The 24,300-nt window shown below is 52.6% G+C and carries 22 protein-coding genes and 1 pseudogene; 9 read left to right on the top strand and 14 right to left on the bottom strand.

Features of this window, described 5'->3' with window-relative positions; all coding sequences use genetic code 11:
• The first annotated feature begins 16 nt into the window (after nt 1-16).
• The 4 genes from rnpA (at nt 17) to mnmE (ending at nt 3,711) form a co-directional block, all read left to right on the top strand.
• Nucleotides 17-376, top strand: a complete 360-nt coding sequence (gene rnpA / locus AACU55_RS00225; protein WP_071823635.1) for a ribonuclease P protein component — start codon at nt 17-19, stop codon at nt 374-376.
• Nucleotides 340-597 (top strand): membrane protein insertion efficiency factor YidD, encoded by a 258-nt coding sequence (gene yidD / locus AACU55_RS00220; protein ID WP_013577705.1) that lies wholly within the window; start codon nt 340-342, stop codon nt 595-597. The genes rnpA and yidD overlap by 37 nt, the downstream gene beginning before the upstream one ends.
• Nucleotides 598-599: 2 nt before the next feature.
• Complete coding sequence (gene yidC, locus AACU55_RS00215; RefSeq protein WP_037033877.1) at nt 600-2,234, top strand: membrane protein insertase YidC; 1,635 nt, start codon at nt 600-602, stop codon at nt 2,232-2,234.
• A 112-nt stretch (nt 2,235-2,346) separates the two neighbouring features.
• Nucleotides 2,347-3,711: a tRNA uridine-5-carboxymethylaminomethyl(34) synthesis GTPase MnmE gene (gene mnmE, locus AACU55_RS00210; protein WP_013577703.1), complete on the top strand. Its 1,365-nt coding sequence runs from the start codon at nt 2,347-2,349 to the stop codon at nt 3,709-3,711.
• Between the two features lie 71 nt (nt 3,712-3,782).
• Here mnmE and AACU55_RS00205 read toward each other — a convergent pair whose 3' ends face one another.
• On the bottom strand, nt 3,783-4,382 hold the full coding sequence (locus AACU55_RS00205; RefSeq protein WP_134706438.1) for a short chain dehydrogenase: 600 nt from the start codon (nt 4,380-4,382) through the stop codon (nt 3,783-3,785).
• Nucleotides 4,383-4,483: 101 nt separating this feature from the next.
• Between AACU55_RS00205 and AACU55_RS00200 the strand changes: the two genes are divergently transcribed.
• The gene (locus AACU55_RS00200) at nt 4,484-5,371 is read left to right on the top strand and encodes a LysR family transcriptional regulator (RefSeq protein ID WP_037033879.1); all 888 of its coding nucleotides are present in this window, start codon (nt 4,484-4,486) and stop codon (nt 5,369-5,371) included.
• 74 nt (nt 5,372-5,445) lie between these two features.
• Here AACU55_RS00200 and AACU55_RS00195 read toward each other — a convergent pair whose 3' ends face one another.
• A complete protein-coding gene (locus AACU55_RS00195) occupies nt 5,446-7,341 on the bottom strand; it encodes a methyl-accepting chemotaxis protein (RefSeq protein WP_134706436.1) in 1,896 nt (631 codons plus the stop codon).
• Nucleotides 7,342-7,664: 323 nt separating this feature from the next.
• Here AACU55_RS00195 and AACU55_RS00190 point away from each other — a divergent pair, with 323 nt between their 5' ends.
• Both AACU55_RS00190 and AACU55_RS00185 read left to right on the top strand, forming a co-directional pair.
• Entirely contained in the window at nt 7,665-8,390 is a 726-nt protein-coding gene (locus AACU55_RS00190; protein WP_013577699.1) for a 4'-phosphopantetheinyl transferase family protein, read from the top strand.
• A gap of 91 nt (nt 8,391-8,481) precedes the next feature.
• Nucleotides 8,482-9,051 (top strand): NADPH-dependent FMN reductase, encoded by a 570-nt coding sequence (locus tag AACU55_RS00185; protein WP_013577698.1) that lies wholly within the window; start codon nt 8,482-8,484, stop codon nt 9,049-9,051.
• A 74-nt stretch (nt 9,052-9,125) separates the two neighbouring features.
• Here AACU55_RS00185 and AACU55_RS00180 read toward each other — a convergent pair whose 3' ends face one another.
• Entirely contained in the window at nt 9,126-10,463 is a 1,338-nt protein-coding gene (locus tag AACU55_RS00180; RefSeq protein ID WP_037033881.1) for an NCS2 family permease, read from the bottom strand.
• A 152-nt stretch (nt 10,464-10,615) separates the two neighbouring features.
• Here AACU55_RS00180 and yieH point away from each other — a divergent pair, with 152 nt between their 5' ends.
• Nucleotides 10,616-11,281, top strand: coding sequence for a 6-phosphogluconate phosphatase (gene yieH, locus AACU55_RS00175; protein WP_134706434.1), 666 nt, complete (start codon nt 10,616-10,618; stop codon nt 11,279-11,281).
• A 16-nt stretch (nt 11,282-11,297) separates the two neighbouring features.
• On the opposite strand, the pseudogene AACU55_RS00170 reads toward yieH, so the two are convergent.
• Nucleotides 11,298-12,101: pseudogene (locus tag AACU55_RS00170) on the bottom strand (sugar phosphate isomerase/epimerase family protein); the annotation flags it as partial.
• A gap of 110 nt (nt 12,102-12,211) precedes the next feature.
• Here AACU55_RS00170 and AACU55_RS00165 point away from each other — a divergent pair.
• Entirely contained in the window at nt 12,212-12,904 is a 693-nt protein-coding gene (locus AACU55_RS00165; RefSeq protein ID WP_013577694.1) for a TetR family transcriptional regulator, read from the top strand.
• Between the two features lie 84 nt (nt 12,905-12,988).
• Here AACU55_RS00165 and phoU read toward each other — a convergent pair whose 3' ends face one another.
• The 10 genes from phoU to atpD form a co-directional block, all read right to left on the bottom strand.
• Entirely contained in the window at nt 12,989-13,720 is a 732-nt protein-coding gene (gene phoU, locus AACU55_RS00160; protein ID WP_013577693.1) for a phosphate signaling complex protein PhoU, read from the bottom strand.
• Between the two features lie 10 nt (nt 13,721-13,730).
• Nucleotides 13,731-14,498 carry a phosphate ABC transporter ATP-binding protein PstB gene (pstB, locus tag AACU55_RS00155; protein ID WP_013577692.1) on the bottom strand — a complete coding sequence of 256 codons (768 nt, stop codon included), beginning with the start codon at nt 14,496-14,498 and terminating at the stop codon, nt 13,731-13,733.
• A 92-nt stretch (nt 14,499-14,590) separates the two neighbouring features.
• Complete coding sequence (gene pstA / locus AACU55_RS00150; protein ID WP_013577691.1) at nt 14,591-15,478, bottom strand: phosphate ABC transporter permease PstA; 888 nt, start codon at nt 15,476-15,478, stop codon at nt 14,591-14,593.
• 1 nt (nt 15,479) lies between these two features.
• Nucleotides 15,480-16,436, bottom strand: coding sequence for a phosphate ABC transporter permease PstC (pstC, locus tag AACU55_RS00145; protein WP_013577690.1), 957 nt, complete (start codon nt 16,434-16,436; stop codon nt 15,480-15,482).
• A gap of 94 nt (nt 16,437-16,530) precedes the next feature.
• Nucleotides 16,531-17,571, bottom strand: coding sequence for a phosphate ABC transporter substrate-binding protein PstS (gene pstS, locus AACU55_RS00140; protein WP_134706432.1), 1,041 nt, complete (start codon nt 17,569-17,571; stop codon nt 16,531-16,533).
• A gap of 216 nt (nt 17,572-17,787) precedes the next feature.
• Nucleotides 17,788-18,660 (bottom strand): 23S rRNA pseudouridine(2604) synthase RluF, encoded by an 873-nt coding sequence (rluF, locus tag AACU55_RS00135; protein WP_112197579.1) that lies wholly within the window; start codon nt 18,658-18,660, stop codon nt 17,788-17,790.
• A gap of 177 nt (nt 18,661-18,837) precedes the next feature.
• Complete coding sequence (gene glmS, locus AACU55_RS00130) at nt 18,838-20,667, bottom strand: glutamine--fructose-6-phosphate transaminase (isomerizing) (RefSeq protein ID WP_112197580.1); 1,830 nt, start codon at nt 20,665-20,667, stop codon at nt 18,838-18,840.
• 132 nt (nt 20,668-20,799) lie between these two features.
• Complete coding sequence (gene glmU / locus AACU55_RS00125; protein ID WP_134706430.1) at nt 20,800-22,170, bottom strand: bifunctional UDP-N-acetylglucosamine diphosphorylase/glucosamine-1-phosphate N-acetyltransferase GlmU; 1,371 nt, start codon at nt 22,168-22,170, stop codon at nt 20,800-20,802.
• A gap of 271 nt (nt 22,171-22,441) precedes the next feature.
• Nucleotides 22,442-22,864 carry a F0F1 ATP synthase subunit epsilon gene (locus AACU55_RS00120; protein WP_013577685.1) on the bottom strand — a complete coding sequence of 141 codons (423 nt, stop codon included), beginning with the start codon at nt 22,862-22,864 and terminating at the stop codon, nt 22,442-22,444.
• A gap of 27 nt (nt 22,865-22,891) precedes the next feature.
• Nucleotides 22,892-24,274 carry a F0F1 ATP synthase subunit beta gene (atpD, locus tag AACU55_RS00115; protein ID WP_013577684.1) on the bottom strand — a complete coding sequence of 461 codons (1,383 nt, stop codon included), beginning with the start codon at nt 24,272-24,274 and terminating at the stop codon, nt 22,892-22,894.
• Nucleotides 24,275-24,300 lie beyond the last annotated feature (26 nt).

Below are 24,300 nucleotides of genomic sequence, written 5' to 3'. Positions count from 1 at the left end.
AAAGCTAACCTATTTAGTGGTTAAGCTCGCTTTTCCCAGGGAGTTACGTTTGTTAACTCCCCGTCATTTCACTTTCGTCTTCCAGCAGCCACAACGGGCTGGCACGCCGCAAATCACTATACTCGGCCGCCTGAACGAGCTGGGGCATCCCCGCATCGGTCTCACCGTCGCAAAAAAACACGTCAAACGCGCACATGAACGCAATCGGATCAAACGCCTTACCCGCGAAAGTTTCCGGTTGAATCAGCATACGCTGCCGTCGATGGATTTTGTGGTAGTAGCCAAAAAGGGTGTCGCCGATTTAGATAATCGCGCGCTGACGGAAGCGTTGGAGAAATTATGGCGTCGACATTGCCGACAGGCTCCCGCATCCTGATAAAGCTGATACGTGGTTATCAGCTATTCATCAGTCCGTTGCTCGGGCCGCATTGCCGCTTTCGACCAACCTGCTCTCAATACAGTATTGAAGCAATTGGTCGTTTTGGCATGTTAAAAGGCAGTTGGTTGACTTTGAAACGCGTATTAAAATGCCATCCTTTGAACCCAGGTGGTGATGACCCCGTACCGCCGAAAACCGACAATAACAGAGAACACTAACGATGGATTCGCAACGCAATCTTTTCCTCATCGCTCTGCTGTTCGTGTCTTTCATGATCTGGCAGGCATGGCAAACGGACCACGCTCCGCAACCGGCCAACCAGACCACGCAACAGACTGCGAACACTGCAAACGGTGATGCTACTAATCAGGCTGTTCCTGATAGCGGACAGGGCAAATTAATTACAGTTAACAGTGATGTGCTGTCATTAACGATCAACACCCGTGGTGGCGACATTGAGCAGGCTCTGCTGAAGGCTTACCCAACGACTTTGGGCTCTGACCAGCCTTTCCAGTTACTGGAAACTACTCCTAATTTCCTCTATCAGGCACAAAGTGGTCTGACAGGTAAAAACGGTCCAGACAATCCGGCTAACGGTGAACGCCCTCTGTTCAAGGCGAGCTCCGATACCTTCACAATGGCTGAAGGCCAGTCTGAACTGCGCATTCCAATGACTTACACGGCGGCGAACGGTGCGATTTACACCAAAACCTTCGTGATCAAACGTGGTTCTTACGCGGTAAACGTTGAATACAACATCAACAACACCACGCCTGCCCCGCTTGAACTGACTATGTTCGGTCAGCTGAAACAAACCACCGAATTACCTAAGCACCGTGATACCGGCAGCAATAACTTTGCTCTGCACACGTTCCGCGGCGCGGCATATTCCTCAAGTGATGACAAATATCAGAAGTATGCGTTCGATAAGAGCGAAGCACTGAATGTCACGACTCAGGGTGGTTGGGTTGCGATGTTGCAGCAGTACTTTGCAACGGCGTGGATCCCATCAGCGAAAGACACCAACACCTTCTTCACCACCACCAATAACGGTATTTCAACGATTGGCTTTAAAGGCACACCGTTTACCGTTGCACCGGGTGCACAGCAACAAGTTGCTTCTATCCTGTGGGTTGGTCCGGAAATTCAGGACAAGATGGCAGCTATCGCGCCACACCTTGACCTGACGGTTGACTACGGTTGGTTATGGTTCATCTCTCAGCCACTGTTCAAACTATTGAAATTCATTCAAGGGTTTGTCGGTAACTGGGGCTTCTCGATCATCGTTATCACCTTTATTGTTCGCGGTATCATGTATCCACTGACCCGCGCACAGTACACGTCGATGGCGAAAATGCGTATGTTGCAGCCGAAACTGGCCGCCATGCGTGAACGTATCGGTGATGACAAACAGCGCATGAGTCAGGAAATGATGGCGCTGTATAAGTCTGAGAAAGTGAACCCGCTGGGTGGCTGTCTGCCGCTGGTTATTCAGATGCCAATCTTCCTGGCACTGTATTACATGCTGTCTGGTTCCATTGAACTGCGCCACGCGCCATTCATCCTGTGGATCCATGACTTGTCAGCACAAGACCCGTACTACATTCTGCCGGTTCTGATGGGTATCACGATGTTCTTCATCCAGAAGATGTCGCCGACCACCGTCACTGACCCGATGCAGCAGAAGATCATGACCTTCATGCCGGTCATCTTCACCGTGTTCTTCCTGTGGTTCCCGTCTGGCCTGGTGGTGTACTACATCGTCAGTAACCTGGTCACCATTCTCCAGCAGCAGCTGATTTATCGCGGGCTGGAAAAACGTGGCCTGCACAGCCGCGACAAGAAAAAGTCATAAGTGAATGTCAGGACGACTTTCGTCCTGACCGCTAAACTTGATGATAAAAAAGAAAGGCGATCATTTGATCGCCTTTTGCATATCCGTAAAAAGACCAACAGAGATCATTGCTATGAGCACCTCAGATACCATTATTGCCCAGGCAACCCCACCCGGCCGCGGTGGTGTGGGCATTTTGCGCATTTCCGGCCGTGCGGCGCGTGATGTGGCACAGGCTGTCTTAGGTAAACTGCCCAAGCCGCGTTATGCCGATTATCTGCCGTTTCAGGATGCTGATGGCAGCACGCTGGATCAGGGCATCGCGTTGTGGTTCCCCGGTCCGAACTCCTTTACCGGCGAAGACGTGCTTGAGCTGCAAGGCCACGGCGGGCCGGTGATCCTGGATTTGCTGCTTAAACGCATTATTGCGCTGGAAAACGTGCGAATTGCGCGTCCGGGCGAATTCTCTGAACGGGCTTTCCTCAACGATAAACTCGACCTGGCGCAGGCTGAAGCGATTGCTGATCTTATCGACGCCAGCTCCGAGCAGGCCGCACGTTCAGCAGTTAACTCCTTACAGGGCGCTTTCTCGAACCGTATTCATCATCTGGTGGAAGCACTCACTCACCTGCGGATCTTTGTCGAAGCGGCTATCGACTTCCCCGATGAGGAAATCGACTTCCTGTCCGACGGTAAAATCGAAGCCAAACTCAATACGGTGATGGGTGATCTCGATGCCGTGCGGGCCGAAGCACGTCAGGGCAGCCTGCTGCGTGAAGGGATGAAAGTGGTGATTGCCGGGCGTCCGAACGCCGGTAAATCCAGCCTGCTGAACGCGCTGGCCGGTCGTGAAGCGGCGATCGTGACCGATATCGCGGGCACTACGCGTGACGTTTTACGTGAACACATCCACCTCGACGGCATGCCGTTGCACATCATTGACACCGCCGGGTTACGTGAAGCCAGCGACGAAGTTGAGCGCATTGGTATCGAACGTGCCTGGAATGAGATTGAACAGGCGGACTTAGTGCTGTTTATGGTCGACGGTACAACAACGGAAGCAACCGAGCCTGCGGACATCTGGCCCGAATTTATGGCCCGCCTGCCCGCGAGTTTACCTATTGTCGTTGTACGCAATAAAGCGGATATCACCGGCGAAGCGCTGGGACAAACGGAAGTGAATGGTCACTCACTTATTCGCCTTTCTGCCCGCACCGGCGATGGCGTTGATCTGCTGCGCGATCATCTGAAACAGGTGATGGGCTTCAATCACAATATGGAAGGCGGATTCCTTGCCCGTCGCCGTCACCTGCAGGCGCTGGAACAGGCCGCACAGCATCTGGTTCAGGGTAAAGATCAACTGCTTGGCGCATGGGCGGGTGAACTGCTGGCGGAAGAACTGCGTCTGGCCCAGCAATCGCTGAGCGAAATCACCGGTGAATTTACATCGGATGATTTACTGGGGCGTATCTTCTCGAGTTTCTGTATCGGTAAATAAGCCGCTCTTCGCAGCAAACAAAACCCACATTGGAAAATGTGGGTTTTTTATTTTATTCAAAGAATTACGCCTTACCAGACTTTATAAACGCGTCCGGTCTGCGCCCCTTCCACGCTGCGACGATACGCTTTCGCCACGCGCGCGGCCGGTGCAGCCTCAAAGCCCGGGAAGAACGGGCCGTAAGCTTTCAGCGACTCTTCTACTACGGTCGGGCTGACCACATTGATGCGAATACCCCGTGACAGTTCAATCGCCGCGCCCCGGACAAAGCCTTCGACGGCGGCATTTACCGTGGTGGCGTTTGCCCCCTGACGGATCGGTTCATCAGCAATGATCCCGCTGGTCAGCGTGATGGAACCGCCATCGTTAAGGAATGACTGACCGATCAGCGCAATGCGCACCTGGCCAAGCAGTTTATTCTGCAAACCAATATTGAACTGTGCTGCGGTCATCTCCACCAGCGGGCCAAAGTGCAGGCTGCCGGTAGTAGCAATAATCGCATCAACTTTTCCCGTACTCTGGAAAAGCGCTTTTACGCTGTTTTCATCGGTAATATCGACCTGAAAATCGCCGCGGGTTTTGCCTGCGGTGATGATTTCATGGTCTGCGCCAAACTCCCGAATCACCGCCTGACCTAATGTGCCTGTACCGCCAATCACTAAAATTTTCATCACAGATCCCTCAACGTTGGTTTGTCAGATCATCTTTCACCAAACTCAGGGTTAGATATAGACTCATATTCTTCGTTCTGTTCTAACTCAGGGTTTGTAATGTGGATAAGTTGCGGAATATCGAAGTCTTTGTCAGCGTAGTCGAAACCGGAAATTTCAGTGCTGCGGCAGAAAAACTGGGGATCTCGGCGGTGATGGTCGGTAAACACATTCAGCAACTGGAAAAGCATCTGAATGCCCGCCTGTTGCAACGCACCACACGCAAGCAAAGCCTGACGGATGCCGGTGAAGTGTTTTACGAGAACGGAAAACGGGTGCTGGAGCAGATGAAATTCACCGAAAGCGCGATGGAAAGCCTGCAAAGCGTGCCGACCGGACTGCTGCGGGTCAGCGCACCCGTATCCCTCGGCTCCAGCGTGGTGGCGCCGATGCTGGCCCGCTATCTGCAAAAACACCCGAAAGTAAACGTGGAACTGATACTGAGCAACGCCAGGGTGGATTTGATCGCGGAGGGTTTTGACGCCGCGATCCGCATCGGTGAAATTGGCGATGACCGGCTGGTCGCCAAACCGCTGAACCCTTATGAAATGGTGATCTGCGCTTCTGCAGATTATTTACAGCGTTTCGGCACGCCCGCGACGCCGGAAGATCTGAAAACGCACCCGTGCTTGGTGCATACCGTCTGGAATCAGAGCGAAGGCTGGCATCTGGCGAATGCAGAGCGCACCACGTCAGCGTGGCCGGTTAACAGCCGCTATGTGTCCAACGACGGTCATGCGCTGCGCGCCGCCGCACTGGAAGGTGCCGGTTTGTTGCTGCAACCCAAAGTGTTACTGGCCGAAGATATCGCCAGCGGAAAACTGATCCCGGTACTTGAGTCTTTTATCCCGAAACCCCGGGCAGTGCATCTGGTTTATCTGCCCGATTTCAGGCCGCGCGCCAAACTGACCAGCCTGATTAACTTCATGACTGAACACGCCTTTTACTGAGCATTACGCAAAATAAAAAACGGTAAGTGATCGCTCACTTACCGCCAAGTTTCAACGCTATAAATCAAACGGGTTCAGAGCTTAAAGCTTGCTACCACGGTTTCCAGTTGAACGGTCTGATCCTGCATCGCCTGCGCAGCGGCAGAAACCTGTTCCACCAGCGCGGCGTTCTGCTGCGTGGCGTTATCCAGCTGCGTGATAGCCACATTTACCTGCTCGATGCCCAGACTTTGCTCCTGACTGGAAGACATGATTTCGTTCATCAGCGTCGCCACGTTGTTCACGCCACCCATGACTTCGTCCATCGTCGTTCCGGCGGTCGCCACCAGTTCGCTGCCGGTGGCGATATCCGCCACAGAATCCTCGATCAGCTTTTTGATTTCACGCGCGGAAGTGGCTGAGCGCTGTGCCAGACTGCGCACTTCGGATGCCACAACGGCGAAACCGCGTCCCTGTTCACCGGCACGCGCCGCTTCAACCGCCGCATTCAGCGCCAGAATGTTGGTCTGGAAAGCGATGCCGTCGATCACGCTGATGATATCGACGATTTTATGTGAAGAGCGGGTGATCGAGCCCATGGTCTCAACCACCTGTTTCACCACGTCCGAGCCCCTCCCGGCAACAGCCGAGGCATCACGGGCCAACTGGTTAGCCCCTTCCGCATTGGCAGCGTTCTGTTTCACGGTACTGGTCAGCTGTTCCATTGAGGCTGCCGTTTCGACAATCGAGCTGGCCTGTTCTTCGGTTCGTGCTGACAAGTCCAGGTTACCGCTGGCAATCTGGCGCGAAGCCGAAGTGATAGCCAGACTGCTGTCGCCAACCTGACGCAGAATGGATTGCAGGAAAGACAGGAAACCGTTGAAGTTCTGGTTGATCTGATTGAACTCAGGGCTGCGGCTTTCCGGTAAGCGCCGGGTTAAGTCGGCACCGCCCGCAGAAAGCTGGGCGATATTTTTATTCAGTGCCGCCAGCTGGCGCATGAAAATTTTAATCGCGGCGATCAGAACGATCAGCAACAGCAAGACCATCGGGATTTGCACCAGTCCGAGGCTCGTCAGAATGCTGTGGCTGCGCGCCAGTAACTGGCTGGTCGGCATGTCGGTGGCGATAAACCACGGCCCCTGAATGTTGCTCATAAACATGGTGTGCGATGTGCCGTCATTATCGTAGTCAGCCACCAGATTCGCCTGCCCGTTGATCTGATCCAGACTTTTGCGGATCTGCATCGCCAGCGGAGAAGTTTCGCCCAGTGAGGCCAGTTTCGGCAGTTTTTCATCCGTGGAATGACTGGTACCGACGATGGTGCCGTCTTTTTCCACGATATAAATCCTGGCGTGAACCTTTTTCTCCATCTCTGTCACCAGCTGGTTAAAGAACCCCAGTGTGACGTCAATGGTGGCGACGCCCCATTGCTTATCATCTTTGTAAATCGGCATCGCACAGTTAGTCCGCGGCTGGGTGCTGGCGTCATCGAAATAAGCAGGCGCCCAGACACACTGACCCTTTTCACCTTTTGATGCCGCCAGATACCACGACTGATCGAAATAGTTTGGGGATTCGGCGCTGTTCCAGAAAGTATTGACCGTCAGTTGATTATTATTATTACGGGCAAAGAAGGTGCTGAATTTGATTTTGGCCGGATCGCGTTGGTTCGGCAGCGGCCAGATCCCGCCACCAAACACGGCAGAGTCACCGTACTGATCAACCAGTGCCGGAAGTAAACGATCGATACTGTCGCTGTCCATTTGTGCAACAGTCTGGGTAATGGTGCGAACCTGTGACTCAACCTTATTCAGGCGGTCATTAATTGCCACCGCGACATCATCCACCTGATTAGCAACCAGATTACTTTCTGTCTGTTTCAGCTGGGGAGCGATATACACCTGGATCACGATAAGCGTAACGATGATCAGCACAATAAAAAACAAGCTGATCAATGCGATAAAGCGGGATTGCGTCGTTTTTAACATTTTTGGGTACTCGCAGGCAAAGCAGCGAGATCGCTGCTTAATTAGTAACGGCATTTTCTGGCGTTTCTTTATGTTGCTGTAGTAGATATATCTGGTGTAAGAATCTTATGAGTAAAAATCCAGAACATCATTCCAGTGAGATTCTTTCCCAATAAGAGATTAAGGCTGTGATTACTTTCACTTTATGTTTATGAAAAACTGTATGAAAAGGGAAGAATGTGTGTGGCACTGCGGGGTTTAAGCGGTTTTTAATGATTTCTCTTAATGTTATTATTTAGAACAATTGAGAAACTGCGGTCGAACCATTAATCATGGAGTGAACAATGGCGTGCCATTTTGCAAGATGGGCAATGACGGATGCAGAACCGGATACACACCGGTTGCCGCAAGAGATCGTATTATTTGCAAAACACCTTTCCGAAAAACAGCGCAAGCGTTTCTTAAACGGCCGCGTTCTGCTGGCAGAAATGATTTTCTATCTCTATGGAATCGCTGAACTTCCCAGCGTCATCACGTTACCCAGCGGTCGTCCGAGTTTTGAATCCCCTGATTTGCCTGATTTCAGTCTGGCGTATGCAGGAAGTACCGTCGGTGTTTTAATCAGCAGCGAAGGGAAAGTCGGCCTCGATCTCGAAATCATTCATGCCCGCAGTGCGCTGGTGAATCAGCAACAGCAATTACAGCTTTCTGCGGTAGAGAAAACCTGGATTGCTATGCAATCCGATCCGGTGGAATCCTCTCTGCAACTGTGGTGTATCCGCCAGAGCATGCTGAAAATGTCCGGCCTGAACGATCAGAGTCCGCTTACGCTCAGCCTGAATCCCGCTTCTGGTCGTTTACGGTCTACCGTAACGCCCGAGGCGCAGGTGATGAGCGACATTGAAGGTTCCATTATCTGGTCATGTGCGCAGTCACCCTCGATTATCCGTTTGCAGTGCTGGCGTTACGAACCTGAAAACGGCTTCACCCGCACACAAACCCTGGCCACAGACCAGCAATCTGAATCACCACACTTCATGAAATTCATCAGCCTGCCACCCGCTAAATAAAACTTCACTTTTGTTTACGCCCGTCGTGCCGTTTTTCGTTTATGGTTACAGGCAGTTCCTTTCGCAAAGTCATCCATAACAGGAGTTACCCATGTCAGCTCAACCACTGAAGTTTGTCACACTGTTAGGCAGTCTTCGTAAAGCGTCTTACAACGGAATGGTCGCCCGCACATTGCCAAAAGTGGCACCAGAGGGCATCAGCATTGAGGCGTTGCCTTCCATCGGTACACTGCCGCTCTATGATGCAGATATTCAGCAGGAAGAAGGCTTTCCGGCGGATGTTGAAGCGATTGCGGAACAAATCCGTCAGGCGGATGGCGTCATTATCGTCACGCCGGAATATAACTATTCCGTACCGGGTGGCCTGAAAAATGCGATCGACTGGATTTCCCGCCTGCCAAACCAGCCACTGGCCGGTAAGCCCGTGCTGATCCAAACCAGTTCAATGGGGCCGGTCGGTGGCGCACGTTGTCAGTATCATCTGCGTCAGATTCTGGTGTTCCTGGATGCGATGGTGATGAATAAACCCGAATTTATGGGGGGTGTGATCCAGAATAAAGTGGATGAGCAAATCGGCGAAGTCATCGACCAGGGGACGCTCGATTTCCTGCGCGGCCAGCTGACGGCATTTGCCGACTATACGCGCCGCGTCAGCCAATAATCCTGCTGCTCAGAAATGCAAACAGCCCGCAATGCGGGCTGTTTTTTTACAGGCGTTAAGCAGACGTCAGCGGATTAATGCCCGTCTACGAACGCGATTTTCAGCACGAACAGCAGGGCTACGACCACCACACACGGGCTGATTTCTTTCCAGCGGCCGGTGCCCAGTTTCATCACCACGTAAGAGATGAAGCCCAGCGCGATACCTTCAGTGATCGAGAAGCTGAACGGCATCATCACCGCCGTCACGAACGCCGGAACGGCTTCGGTCAGGTCATCCCATGAAACGCGCGCGAGGCTGGACGTCATCAGCACACCGACATAAATCAGCGCACCGGCTGCCGCGTATTCCGGCACCATGCCCGCCAGCGGAGAAATGAAGATCACCAGCAGGAACAGTAAACCGGTCACCACCGCCGTCAGACCGGTACGGCCGCCGACAGATACGCCGGAGGTGCTTTCAATGTAAGCGCCAACGGAAGAGGTGCCGATAAAAGCGCCTGCGACAGACGAGATGCTGTCTACGTACAGCGCCTGTTTCATCTGCGGAAATTTACCCTGCGCATCCGCCAGACCGGCTTTGTCGGTCACACCAATGAGCGTGCCGGAGGAGTCAAACAGATTCACCAGCATGAAGGAGAAGATGACGCCCGCCAGCCCGATATTCAGCGCGCCTTTCAGATCCACCTGACCGACAACCGTGGTGATGCTCGGCGGCATCGACCAGAAACCGGTGTAATGCACATCACCAATCATCAGGCCAATCACAGTGGTGACAATAATCGACACCAGCACCGAGGCGTGGAAATTGCGCGACGCCAGCACGGCAATAATGAAGAACCCCAGCACACCGAGCAGCACGTTGTGCGAGGTCAGATTACCGATGGTCACGATGGTGTCAGGGTTCGGCACAATAATACCGGCGTTTTTCAGCCCCATCATACCAATAAACAGCCCGATACCGGCGGTAATGCCCACACGTAAACTGACCGGAATATTGGCAATCATCCAGTAGCGGATGCGGAAAATAGTCAGCAGCAGCAAACCGACCGCGCCCCAGAAAATCGCGCCCATACCGACCTGCCAGGAAACGCCCATTGCGCCGACGACCACAAACGCGAAGAACGCATTCAGGCCCATCGCCGGTGCCAGTGCGACCGGCAGGTTGGCGATCACGCCCATCAGGATGCTGCCGAACGCGGCAATCAGACAGGTGGTCACGAACACGGCCTGTTTATCCATCCCCGCAACACCCAGGATCTGCGGGTTCACGAAAACGATATAGACCATGGTCAGGAAGGTGGTTAAACCGGCGATAGTTTCGGTGCGTACGGTGGTGCCGTGCTGCGTCAGTTTAAACAGACGTTCAGCCAGACCTTTACCCGCAGTCGCATTGCTCTGTGGTGTGCTCATTGGTGAGTTCCAAAATGGGGGAAAAACAATCGGGGGGTATCCTAAGGATTTTAGCCCTAAAGCGCCAGCACTGGATGTATGGGATTAAATCTATCGTTCGGGTAGAGTGCCATAATGCACGCCAATAGATGAAATGCTCACAGGGAGAAAGTATGTCACAGGTTGAATGTGTCTTTTTTGATTGCGACGGTACGCTGGTGGACAGTGAATTGTTGTGCTGCGAGGCCTATGTCGAGATGTTCGCGCATTTTGGCGTGACGGTTTCTTTCGACGAAATGTATAAGAAATACAAAGGCGTCAAACTTTACGAAATCGTCGCGATCATCAATAAAGAGCACGGTATCGACGTACCGAAAGAAGAAATGGAAGTCGTGTTTCGCCAGCATGTTGCCCGTCTTTTCGACAGCAAACTTGAACCTATTGACGGCGCACGCGAGTTACTGGAACAAATCACCGTGCCGATGTGTGTCGTCTCAAACGGACCGGTCACCAAAATGCAGCACTCTCTCGGCCTGACCGGATTGCTGCCTTTTATGGGGGATAAGTTATTCAGCGGCTATGATTTACAGCGCTGGAAACCCGATCCTGCCGTCTTGTACAAAGCAGCCGACGTCATGAACGTGCCGGTGGAAAACTGCATTCTGGTAGAAGATTCCGTGGCAGGCGCACAGGCCGGGATCACCGCAGGCATCCCGGTGTTTTACTACTGCGCCGACCCGCATAACCCTGCGCTCAATCACCCGCTGGTGACCACTTTCCACGACATGCGTGAACTGCCGGGGATCTGGCGTCAGATGGGGTATCAGGTCACTCGCTGAGTGATTTTTCGTACGCCTGCATCCGCTTTTCCAGCTCCGTCAGAGATCGCAGGCCATCCGCCAGTGGCAGGGTTTTATCATTGAAGATTTCCAGTGACCAGGGGCCGGTGAAACCTTTACGGTTCAGCGTGCTGACAAAATCCACCAGCGGTAAATCCCCCTGCCCCGGATAACAGCGGTAACTACGGCTCCACTGCTGCACGTTCATGTCTTTGAACGGTACATCGGCCAGTTGCAGGAAACTGATTTTTTCCAGCGGCACTTCATCCAGACGGTCAAGATTGTCGCCCACGGCGAGAATATGAAAGCTGTCGAGCACAATGCCCAGCGCCGGACTGTTCACCTCGCGTACGCGATCCCACGCCTGGCGGTAACGGTTGACGTGTTTACCCCATGCCAGCGCTTCATAGCCGATACGAATGTCATACAGCTCCGCCATTTCCGCCAGCGCGGCGAGATCGGCAATCTGTACCTCCCGCTCCGGTGAGCTTTCCGGATCGGTGTTGCTGCACACCAGTAAATGATCGCAGCCCAGCTCGCTCATCAGGTCGAACTGGCGGCGTGCACTGGCGAGTTTTTCAACCCGCTTCTCTGCCGGAACCCCTTCGAAATCACGGAAAGGTTGCAGCAGGAAAATGCGCAGGCCGAGAGAATCGGCGAGGTTACGGATAGCCGCCGGTTTGACCGGACTTTTAAGCAAATCGTCTTCGAATATTTCCACACCATCAAATCCCGCAGCCGCAATGGCGGTAAGTTTTTCAGGCAAGGTTCCTGGTACTGAAACTGTCGCAATAGAATGTAACCGGGTGGTTGCAGGCAAAATAGTGTCCTTTTAGTCAGGCTTCGATACTTACAGTAGTGGACCCTCACGCCACATTCGTCAAGTGCGGCGAAGTTGTATGAACGCACAGATTGTAACTGGGCTAAGCAATGGTTAATCTCTGTGGCGAGAATGTGGTTAATGAAGAGGATAAGACGCTGAGCAGCCAAAGTTCCCCGGCGCCGGGACGTAAAAATGATCCGATAGGACTCAGGCAGCGCATTTTCGACAGCGCTCTGGCTGAATTCGCTGAATCCGGTCTGATGGGCGCGCGCATGGAAAATATCGCCTCCAATGCCAGCACCACGAAACGTATGGTGGTCTACCACTATAAGACCAAAGAAGCCCTGTACATGTTGGTTCTGGAACACGTTTATCGCGGTATTCGCCAGCACGAGCTGGAGCTGGACTTATCTTCGTTGCCACCTGCAGAAGCGATCGTCAAACTGGTAGAAGCCAGCTTCGATTTCCATGTCTCACACCCGGAATTTATCCGTATTGTATCGACAGAAAACATGCTGCGCGGCCGCTTTATCCGCCAGTCCACCAGCATCCGTGAGATCAACAAAACGGCATTAACGCTGCTGGAAGATATCCTTGAACGCGGCAAACAAAGCCATCTGTTTAAGGAAGATGCGCAGGCGCGCGACGTTCACCGCCTCATCAGCAGCCTGTGTGTGCACCAGGTCGCCAACCAATATACGTTCGGCGCTTTGTTTGAAAATCCGGATGAGGTGGATTTACAGACCGCCCATTACCGGCAGTTGGCCGTACAGGTCGCGCTGCGCTATGTGATGAAATAATTGCGCTGACCGGACGCGGGTATAGATCGGAAAGCAAAAAGGCCTCGTCAGAGGCCTTTTCTGTGGAGCGATGTCAGTAAACCCTTATTCTTTCGGCACATCTTTACCGTCTGTCAGCAATTTATCCAGCGCATCGCCGCCCACATGACGGAAATCCTGACCTTTCACAAAGTAGAAAATGAATTCGCAAATGTTCTGGCAACGGTCACCGATACGTTCGATAGAACGGGCGCAGAACAGTGCGGTCAGCACGCTTGGAATCGTGCGTGGATCTTCCATCATGTAGGTCATCAGCTGGCGCACAATGCCTTCATATTCCTGATCCACTTTTTTATCTTCACGGTAAATACGCACCGCTTCGTCAAGATCCATACGCGCAAATGCATCCAGCACATCATGCAGCATCTCTACGGTATGGCGGCCCAGCGATTCCAGGCTGACCAGCAACGGCTGATGCAAATGTGAGAATTTTTCCAGCGCCGTGCGGCAGATTTTATCTGCCACGTCACCGATGCGCTCGAGTTCAGAAATGGTTTTGATAATCGCCATCACCAAACGTAAATCGCTGGCGGTTGGCTGGCGCTTGGCAATGATGCGCACACAAGCTTCGTCGATCGCCACTTCCATCAGGTTAACTTTGTCATCACCTTTGATGACGCGTTGCGCCAGTTCGGCATCCTGATTGTGCATCGCCGTGATGGCGTCAGTCAGTTGTTGCTCAACCAGGCCGCCCATCGCCAGAACCTGCGTACGGATATGTTCAAGCTCAGCATTGAACTGGCCAGAAATGTGTTTGTTTAAGTTCAGGTTGTCCATTCTTTGTACCTCAACCGTAGCGGCCAGTAATGTAATCTTCAGTCTGTTTGCGCGCTGGTGAAGTGAACAGCGAGTCAGTGTCGCTGTATTCGATCAGTTCGCCCAGATACATAAACGCAGTGCGATCTGAACAACGCGCAGCCTGCTGCATGTTGTGGGTCACGATCACCACGGTGTAATCAGATTTTAACTCGGTGATCAGCTCTTCGATACGGCCGGTAGAAATCGGATCGAGCGCCGAGCAAGGTTCATCGAGCAGCAGAACGTCAGGACGGATCGCAATACCACGTGCAATACACAAACGCTGTTGCTGGCCGCCGGACAGGCTGTAACCACTCTGGTGCAACTTGTCTTTAGATTCATTCCACAATGCAGCTTTGGTCAGCGCCCATTGCACACGCTCGTCCATATCCGTGCGGGACAGCTTTTCAAACAGACGGACACCAAACGCGATGTTGTCGTAAATCGACATCGGGAATGGCGTCGGTTTCTGGAAGACCATGCCGACTTTGGCGCGCAGCAGCGCGATGTCCTGCTTATCAACCAGAATGTTTTCGCCATCAAGCAGGATTTCACCCTCAGCGTGCTGTTCCGGATACAGCTGGTACATTTTGTTAAACGTACGCAGCAGCGTGGATTTACCACAGCCTGACGGGCCGATGAATGCCGTGACTTCGTTCTTAGCAATATCCAGGGAAATATTTTTCAGCGCGTGGAATTTGCCGTAATAAAAGTTCAGATCGCGAACCTGAATTTTGCTGTTGGATGCGTCAGTCATTCTCAGACATCTCTCTTATTCGCGCGCCGCATGGCGACGCCGGGTAAACAGTGATGGCAGCCGCTATCACCTGCCATCGATAATAAATTCGCTTATTGCTTTTTCGGGGCGAAAATCACACGCGCCAGAATGTTCAGCAGCAGCACACACACGGTAATCAGCAGTACACCCGCCCACGCCAGTTGTTGCCACTCGCCAAACGGGCTCATCGCAAACTTAAAGATGGTGACCGGCAGGTTAGCAATCGGCTGCATCATGTCGGTGCTCCAGAACTGGTTGGAGAGCGACGTAAACAACAGCGGCGCGGTTTCACCGGCAATACGGGCAATCGCCAGCAGGATCCCGGTGATAATGCCGGAAACTGAGGCTTTCAGTGTGATGGCCGAAATCATTTTCCACTTCGGCGTACCCAGTGCATAAGCCGCTTCACGCAGGCTGTCCGGCACCAGTTTCAGCATGTTTTCCGTGGTACGGATAACAATCGGGATCTGTAACAATGCCAGTGCAAGCACGCCCGCCCAGCCGGAGAAGTGCCCCATTTTTGCCACCATAATGGTGTACACAAACAAGCCCACAACGATGGATGGTGCGGAAAGCAGAATGTCGTTAATGAAACGAATGAATTCAGCCAGCCAGGATTTACGTCCATATTCGGCCAGATAAATCCCCGCCATCACGCCCAGGGGCGTACCGATGACCGTTGCCCACAAAATCAATAATCCGCTGCCTGCAATGGCGTTAGCCAGACCGCCGCCTGCCGTATTCGGAGGCGGGGTATTTTCTGTGAACAGCGCCAGCGACATCCCGTCAACACCTTTAACGATCGTGGTGAACAAGATCCACACCAGCCAGAACAGACCAAACGCCATGGTCAGCATGGAGACCATCAGCGCCAGACGGTTCTTCTGACGGCGCCACGCCTGACGTTTGCGACGCGATTCCAGTAATGCAGTATTACTTTGCATTTCAAGTGTCGTCATCTTAACGGCCCTCTTTCTTAGCCAGACGCAGGATCATCATTTTCGACAGCGCCAAAACAATAAAGGTGATGACAAACAGGATCAGACCCAGTTCCATCAGTGCAGACGTATGCAGCCCGGCTTCCGCTTCGGCGAATTCGTTCGCCAGTGCAGAGGTAATGCTGTTGCCCGGCGCGTACAGCGATGCGCTATCGAGCTGGTAGGTGTTACCGATAATGAAGGTCACCGCCATGGTTTCGCCAAGTGCGCGCCCCAGACCTAACATCACGCCGCCGATCACACCATTTTTGGTGAACGGCAGCACGATACGCCAGATCACTTCCCACGTAGTGCAACCAATGCCGTAAGCAGATTCTTTCATCATCACCGGCGTTTGCTCGAACACGTCACGCATGACGGAAGCTATGTACGGGATGATCATAATGGCGAGGATGACGCCTGCTGCCAGAATACCGATACCAAAACCCGGACCGGCGAACAGGGCACCAACAATCGGGATACCGGAAAGTACATCGCCCAACGGCGTCTGAAAATACTGCGCAAACAGCGGGGCGAAAACGAACAAACCCCACATGCCATAAACAATACTGGGGATCGCCGCCAGCAGTTCAATAGCAATCCCCAGCGGGCGTTTCATCCAGTTCGGCGCCAGCTCGGTAAGGAATAATGCGATACCAAAGCTGACGGGAACAGCAATCAGCAGGGCAATAATGGAGGTCACGACCGTGCCGTAAATCGGCACCAGTGCGCCAAATTGCTGGTTCGGTGCATCCCAGGTTTTCGTCCACAGGAAGGACAATCCGAACTTTTCAATGCTCGGCAGGGAAGCAATAAACAGCGAGACGATAATGCCGCCCAACATAAATAGCACAATCAGCGCTGCCAGTTTAACCAGCGCGCCGAAGATGATGTCACCGTTTTTGCTGGGTGCCTTGATAGCCGGCTTGTATTCAGCCATACCACTCTCTTTTAATTCAGATTTAATTCCCTCCCCGGCCGGAGAGGGAATGAAGCAGAAGACTTGTACTCTATATCAGACCCGATGTCAGATCCTAGTAAAGTGCTTTACCGCTGCTGTCTTTGATGTTGGTTTTCCAGGCTGCGCGGATCTGTTCTACAACAGAAGCTGGCAGTGCGGCGTAATCCAAATCAGTCGTCAGTTTGTTACCGTTTTTGTAAGCCCAGTCGAAGAACTTCAGCACTTCGGTGCCCTTCGCTGCATCTTGCTGGTCTTTGTAAATCAGGATGAAGGTGGTGGAGCTGATTGGCCACGCATTATCACCTTTCTGATTGGTCAGGTCCTGAGCGAAGGTTTTGCTCCAGTCTGCGCCTTTAGCGGCTGCACTGAAGGATTCTTCTGTCGGGCTGATGGCTTTGCCATCTGCATCTACCAGTTTGGTGTAAGCCAGGTTGTTTTGCTTGGCATAAGCATATTCTACGTAACCGATTGAACCAGGCAGACGCTGAACGAAGGCTGCGACGCCGTCGTTGCCCTTGCCGCCGAGACCCGTTGGCCAGTTAACAGTAGAACCAGAACCGATTTTGTCTTTCCACTCGCTGTTCACTTTCGCCAGGTAGCTGGTGAATACGAAGGAAGTACCGGAACCGTCAGCACGGCGAACCACCGCGATGTTAGTGTCTGGCAGTTTCACGCCCGGGTTCAGCTTGGTGATCGCCGTATCGTTCCACTTTTTGATTTTACCGAGGTAAATATCACCCAGCGTTGCGCCATCCAGAGTCAACTGACCGGATTTGATGCCCGGGATGTTAACAGCCAGTACCACGCCGCCGATTACAGTAGGAAACTGGAACAGACCGTTTTTATTCAGATCTTCTTCTTTCATCGGTGCATCAGATGCCCCGAAATCAACGGTTTTAGCGATGATTTGTTTCACGCCACCGGAAGAACCGATGCCCTGATAGTTAACCTGAGTACCGGTTGCTTTCTGGTATGCATCAGCCCACTTAGCATAGACAGGTGCTGGGAAGGTACCGCCAGCGCCAGTCAGGTTAGCGGCAGCGAAAGCAGACATTGCTGTGAGGGAGAAAGTCGCTGCTACAAGACCGGCGACGGTGTTACGCATCAATTTCATGTTCCACTCCTGGTGGTTTTAAACTTCCCGACTGATGTCGACGTTAATTAAAGTGTTTGGCACAGGAGGAAAATAGGACAGTTTAGTGACAGTAAAATGTACGTTATATGACAGTTTTATGACACCGGTCACAATTCGAACCATACGGGCAAAATGCGGGAGTTTTAGGCAGAAAAAGCCGGTTATTACACCGGCGGATAATGAAAAGCGGGTAAATTAACGCCCCTTCTTCTTACGGCCAGGCTGGGCAAAACGCTTGCGGGATGCGGAATTCACTTCAGGTTTTTCACTGTTTTTCGTTTTAGTGACAGCCGGTTTTTTAGCCTGAGCAGGTTTTGATGGCACTTTTTTCGCCGGTTTGTCTTCAGACGAAGAGTTTTCAATCAGCTTAAACAATTCGATCAGTTCATCATCGGTCAGATCACGCCATTCGCCCAGCGGTAATCCTTTCAGATTGATGTTCATAATCCGCACACGTTCAAGCTTAGTGACGTCGAAACCAAAATGCTTAGTCATGCGGCGGATCTGTCGGTTAAGTCCCTGCACCAGCGTAATGCGAAACACCATCGGTGCTTCTTTCTTCACTTTGCATTTCTTGGTCACGGTACCGAGCATCGGCACACCCGCGCCCATACCGGCAATAAACTCGTCCGTGATCGGTTTATTGACGGTCACGATATATTCTTTTTCGTGGTCGTTACCGGCACGCAGGATTTTATTGACCAGATCGCCGTGATTGGTCAGTAAAATCAGGCCCTGCGAATCTTTGTCCAGACGGCCAATCGGGAAGACGCGTTTGCTGTGGTTAACGAAATCGCGGATGTTGTCCCGCTCCCCCTCTTCCATCGTGGTGATAATGCCTACGGGCTTGTTCAGCGCAATAAGCACCAGATCTTCTTCATCACGCGGCTCAATAATCTGACCATTCACTTTCACCACATCGCCGGCAAACACCTGAGCACCCACCGCAGCACGCCTGCCGTTGATAAAAACATTTCCCTGTTCGATGTAACGATCAGCATCGCGGCGCGAGCAGATGCCGCTCTCGCTAATGTATTTGTTGAGACGAATGGAGGAGTTGGTCAGCATTCAGCGGGGTACCTTCAGAAAAACGCGAACTATACCTTATCCGGGGCGGGTTACGAAGCCTGAGAGAAGAGAATCGTGACCGGCTGCTGACAAAGAGAGAGCCGGAGAACAACATTCTGGAAAGAGAAAAGCGCCCCGGGAGGCGCTTAGAGATAACATGGCTGAAACCGGACAGTCTTATTCGACAGTCACAGACTTCGCCAGATTACGTGGCTGGTCAACATCGGTGCCTTTAATCAGCGCAACGTAGTAGGACAGCAACTGGAGCGGTACGGTGTAGAAAATCGGAGCGACGATTTCTTCAACGTGAGGCAGCTGAATAATCTTCATACCGTCACTGTCGACAAAACCCGCGTCCTGATCGGCGAAGACATACAGTAAACCGCCACGTGCACGCACTTCTTCGATATTCGACTTCAGTTTTTCCAGCAATTCGTTATTGGGCGCAACCACGATCACCGGCATATCCGCATCAATCAGCGCCAGCGGGCCATGTTTCAGCTCGCCTGCCGCATAGGCTTCAGCGTGGATATACGAAATCTCTTTCAGCTTCAGCGCACCTTCCATCGCAATCGGATATTGATCGCCACGGCCAAGGAACAGGGCGTGATGTTTATCAGAGAAACCTTCAGCCAGTGTTTCGATAGTCTTATCCAGCGACAGCATTTGTTCGATGCGCGCAGGCAACGCCTGAAGCGCGTGAACAATGTCGTGCTCAACTTGCGGACTCATCCCTTTCAGGCGGCCCATACGCGCCACCAGCATCAGCAGAACGGTCAGCTGCGTGGTGAAAGCTTTGGTTGAGGCCACACCGATTTCGGTGCCCGCTTTGGTCATCAGCGCCAGATCGGATTCACGCACCAGAGAAGAACCAGCCACGTTGCATACTGCCAGCGAACCAAGATAACCCAGCTCTTTCGACAGACGCAGCGCTGCCAGCGTATCAGCCGTTTCACCCGACTGAGACAGCGTGATGATCAGGCTGCCCGGACGAACAGCAGATTTGCGATAGCGGAATTCCGAAGCGATCTCGACATCACAAGGCATGCCAGCCAGTGACTCAAACCAGTAACGCGCCACCATCCCGGAGTTATATGACGTACCGCAGGCGATAATCTGCACGTGCTGAACACGGGACAGAATTTCGTCCGCTTTTTCGCCCAGCTCGCTCAGATTCACTTCGCCGTGGCTGAAACGGCCTTCCAGGGTGTTTTTAATGGCCAGCGGCTGTTCGTAGATTTCTTTTTGCATGTAGTGGCGGTAAACGCCTTTATCACCGGCGTCGTACTGCACTTTGGATTCGATTTCTTCACGCTCAACGGCATGACCATTTTTGTCATATACGCTGACGGAACGGCGCTTAACTTCAGCAACATCACCTTCTTCCAGGAACAGGAAGCGGCGGGTCACAGGTAACAGCGCCAGCTGATCGGAGGCAATGAAGTTTTCACCCACACCACGACCAATCACCAGCGGGCTGCCGGAACGGGCCGCGACCAGAACAGACGGATCGCGGCGATCCATCACCACCGTGCCGTAGGCACCACGCAGTTGCGGGATAACGCGCTGGACCACTTCGAGCAGCGTACCGCCCTGGAGTTGTTCCCAATGCACCAGATGCGCGATCACTTCGGTATCTGTTTCAGAATCAAAACGGTAGCCGCGTTCAATCAACAATTCACGCAGAGGTTCGTGGTTTTCGATAATGCCGTTATGCACCACAGCAATGTAATCAGACACATGCGGGTGAGCATTCGCTTCAGAAGGTTCGCCATGGGTTGCCCATCGCGTGTGAGCAATACCGGTGCCACCATGCAAAGGATGTTCATCGAGTGCATCAGCCAGCATCTGGACTTTACCCAGACGACGCAAGCGCCCCATTTTCCCGTCAGCATCAATGACAGCCAGACCGGCTGAGTCATAACCGCGGTATTCGAGACGGCGTAAACCTTCCAACAGAATTTCAGCAATATCGCGTTGCGCTACTGCGCCTACAATTCCACACATCAGTTTTATTCCTATTGAAGGTCTTTTCGGGACCTTTTTTGATGCCTGACCTGATTTATCCGCAAGCCCCGTTTTCCGGTGTACTTGCGGTTCCCCGAGCCTTGTAGAGAGTTGGGGATTATTATGAACAGCTTATTTTTTCTTCACCGGTTTCTGCCAGTCAGGTTTATGCACCTGCGGCACCCGGCTTAACAGTAAACCATTGTCCGGCACGTCGCGCGTGACCGTTGTACCGGCGGCGATCGTCACGTTATTACCCACAGTGACTGGCGCTACCAGCTGAGAATCTGACCCCACAAAGACATCGTTACCGATGATGGTCTTATGCTTGTTTACGCCGTCGTAGTTGCAGGTGATGGTACCCGCGCCGATGTTAACGTTATCCCCAATATCAGCATCACCAAGGTAGGAGAGATGGCCAGCTTTAGAGCCTTTGCCGAGACGCGCTTTTTTGATTTCGACGAAATTGCCGACATGCGCGCCTTCAGCCAGTTCAGCGCCGGGGCGCAGACGGGCGAAAGGCCCGACCGTACAACCGCTTTGCAGCACCGCATCTTCGAACACGCTGTAAGGACTGACTTCACAGTCATCGCCAATCACGCAATTTTTCAGCACGCAGCCCGCACCGATTTTGACGCGGTCACCCAGTTTCACGTGACCTTCGATAATGACATTGGTGTCAATCAGTACATCGATGCCGTGAGACAGTTCACCGCGCAGATCAAACCGCGCTGGATCCATCAGCATCACGCCTTCGAGCAACAGACGCTCTGCCTGTTCACTCTGATATACGCGCTCAAGACGGGAAAGTTGCAGGCGGTTATTCACACCATCCACTTCGCTGTTTCGCGCCGGATGAACGGTGGCGATCAGATGTCCTTCCGCATGCGCCATCGCAATAATATCGGTGATGTAGTATTCACCCTGCGCGTTGTTGTTATTCAGCTGACCGAGCCAGCGTTTGAATGACGCGCCGTTAGCGACCAGGATACCGGTGTTAATTTCCTGAATTTTCAGCTGTTCTTCGCTGGCATCTTTCTGCTCAATAATGCCGGTAACAATGCCATTCTCACGAACGATACGGCCATAACCGGTCGGGTCATCCAGCACGACGGTCAGTAAACCAATGCCGCCATCGGGCTTGGCTTTGAGTAATTCGTTCAGGGTGTCGACGGAAATCAGCGGAACATCGCCGTACAGCATCAGCACATCTTCATCATCGGCAAAGAACGGCGCCGCCTGCTGCATCGCATGACCGGTCCCCAGTTGCTCTGCCTGCAATACCCAGTTCAGATCACTGCCTGCCAGATTTTTCTTCAGTAAATCGCCACCATGGCCATAGACCAGATGCACGTTCCGGGCACCCACTTGCGTGGCCGCATCAATGACGTGCTGAACCATTGGCTTGCCAGCCAATGGGTGAAGAACTTTCGGAAGGTTGGAGTACATGCGTGTCCCCTTGCCCGCGGCAAGGATCACCACACTCAGTGCGCTGTTCGACATAGGTAACCTGACAAATCCAATTTGAGTGACAAAAGTAACCCGTTCAGTGCGCGGATTACTACATATTTCGCTTCAAAAACCGCCCGCAGGCCGCAGCCTGCAAGGGTTGTATGCTGTATAGACTACACCAAAAAAACTGAGGGTAAAGTGTCGGTTAATCACCCAAGTATTCCATTAAAAGCGAAAATTAGCCTTGGGAAAAACACTGAAAATGCACTTTATTAAAAGCAAAAAAAAAGCGACCCGAAGGTCGCTTTTCTAACTGATGTTGTTACATCGCTTTTCTGGTCAGTTCGATAACGCGAAGTTTCGCGATCGCCTTAGCCAGTTCCGCTGACGCCTGAGCGTAATCAACGTCGCCGTGAGAACCACTAATGTGTTCTTCCGCTTTGCGCTTAGCTTCAAGCGCGCGCGCTTCGTCGAGGTCTTGCCCACGGATTGCAGTATCAGCCAACACGGTCGTTGCATTCGGTTGCACCTCAAGGATGCCGCCGGAAAGATAGATATACTCTTCTTCACCGTGTTCTTTAACAATGCGCACCATGCCAGGCTTGATGGCGGTGAGCAGCGGAGCATGCCCCGGGAAAATACCCAGTTCGCCTTCGCTACCCGTCACCTGGATTTTTTGTACCATGCCGGTAAACATACGTTTTTCCGCACTAACAACATCCAGATGGTAAGCTTTTTCAGCCATGTCATCCTCTCTCACAACAAGCTAGCGTTACAGTTTCTTGGCTTTTTCCACTGCTTCATCAATGGTGCCAACCATGTAGAACGCTTGTTCCGGCAGGTGATCGTAGTCGCCGTCCATAATGCCTTTGAAACCACGAATGGTATCTTTCAGCGATACGAACTTGCCCGGAGAACCGGTGAAGACTTCGGCCACGAAGAATGGCTGGGACAGGAAGCGCTGAATTTTACGCGCACGGGATACAACCAGTTTGTCATCTTCTGACAACTCGTCCATACCCAGGATCGCGATGATGTCTTTCAGTTCCTGGTAACGTTGCAGAATAGACTGCACGCCACGAGCCACATCGTAGTGCTCCTGACCAACAACCAGTGGATCCAGCTGACGGCTGGTGGAATCCAGTGGGTCAACCGCCGGGTAAATACCCAGTGACGCGATCTGACGGCTCAGAACCACGGTCGCATCTAAGTGAGCGAAGGTGGTAGCTGGAGATGGGTCAGTCAAGTCATCCGCAGGAACGTAAACGGCCTGTACGGAGGTGATTGAACCACTTTTGGTCGAGGTGATACGTTCTTGCAGAGCGCCCATCTCTTCCGCCAGCGTTGGCTGATAACCTACCGCTGATGGCATACGGCCCAGAAGTGCGGACACTTCGGTACCGGCCAGGGTGTAACGGTAAATGTTGTCAACGAACAGCAGTACGTCACGACCTTCGTCACGGAATTTCTCCGCCATGGTCAGACCGGTCAGTGCAACGCGCAGACGGTTACCTGGTGGCTCATTCATCTGACCATACACCAGGGAAACTTTGTCGATAACGTTGGAGTCGGTCATTTCGTGATAGAAGTCGTTACCCTCACGAGTACGTTCACCCACACCTGCAAACACAGAATAACCGGAGTGCTCGATCGCGATGTTACGGATCAGTTCCATCATGTTTACAGTCTTACCAACACCCGCACCACCGAACAGACCGACTTTACCGCCCTTAGCGAACGGACACATCAGGTCCATAACTTTGATACCGGTTTCCAGCAGTTCCTGGGAGTTTGCCAGCTCTTCATAAGAAGGCGCAGCGCGGTGGATCGCACGACGTTCTTCTTCGCCGATCGCACCTTTCATGTCGATTGGTTCACCCAATACGTTCATGATACGACCCAGAGTCGCTTTACCCACCGGTACTTCAATTGGGTGTTCCAGGTTGTTCACTTTCAGACCGCGACGCAGGCCGTCTGAGGTACCCATTGCGATACAACGAACAACGCCGCCGCCTAACTGTTGCTGTACTTCCAGCACCAGTTTGGAGGTACCGTTTTCTACCTCAAGAGCATTGTACACGTTCGGTACTGCATCCTGAGGGAACTCGACGTCCACCACGGCGCCGATTACCTGGATAATCTTTCCAGTAGCCATCTTGAATCCTCTACGTAATTCGTAAA

Origin of the sequence: Rahnella sp. CJA17(1/100) (assembly GCF_963881615.1) — a bacterium.
Classification (GTDB): Bacteria; Pseudomonadota; Gammaproteobacteria; order Enterobacterales; family Enterobacteriaceae; genus Rahnella; species Rahnella aceris.
This window is presented reverse-complemented; position numbering and strand designations above follow the sequence as displayed.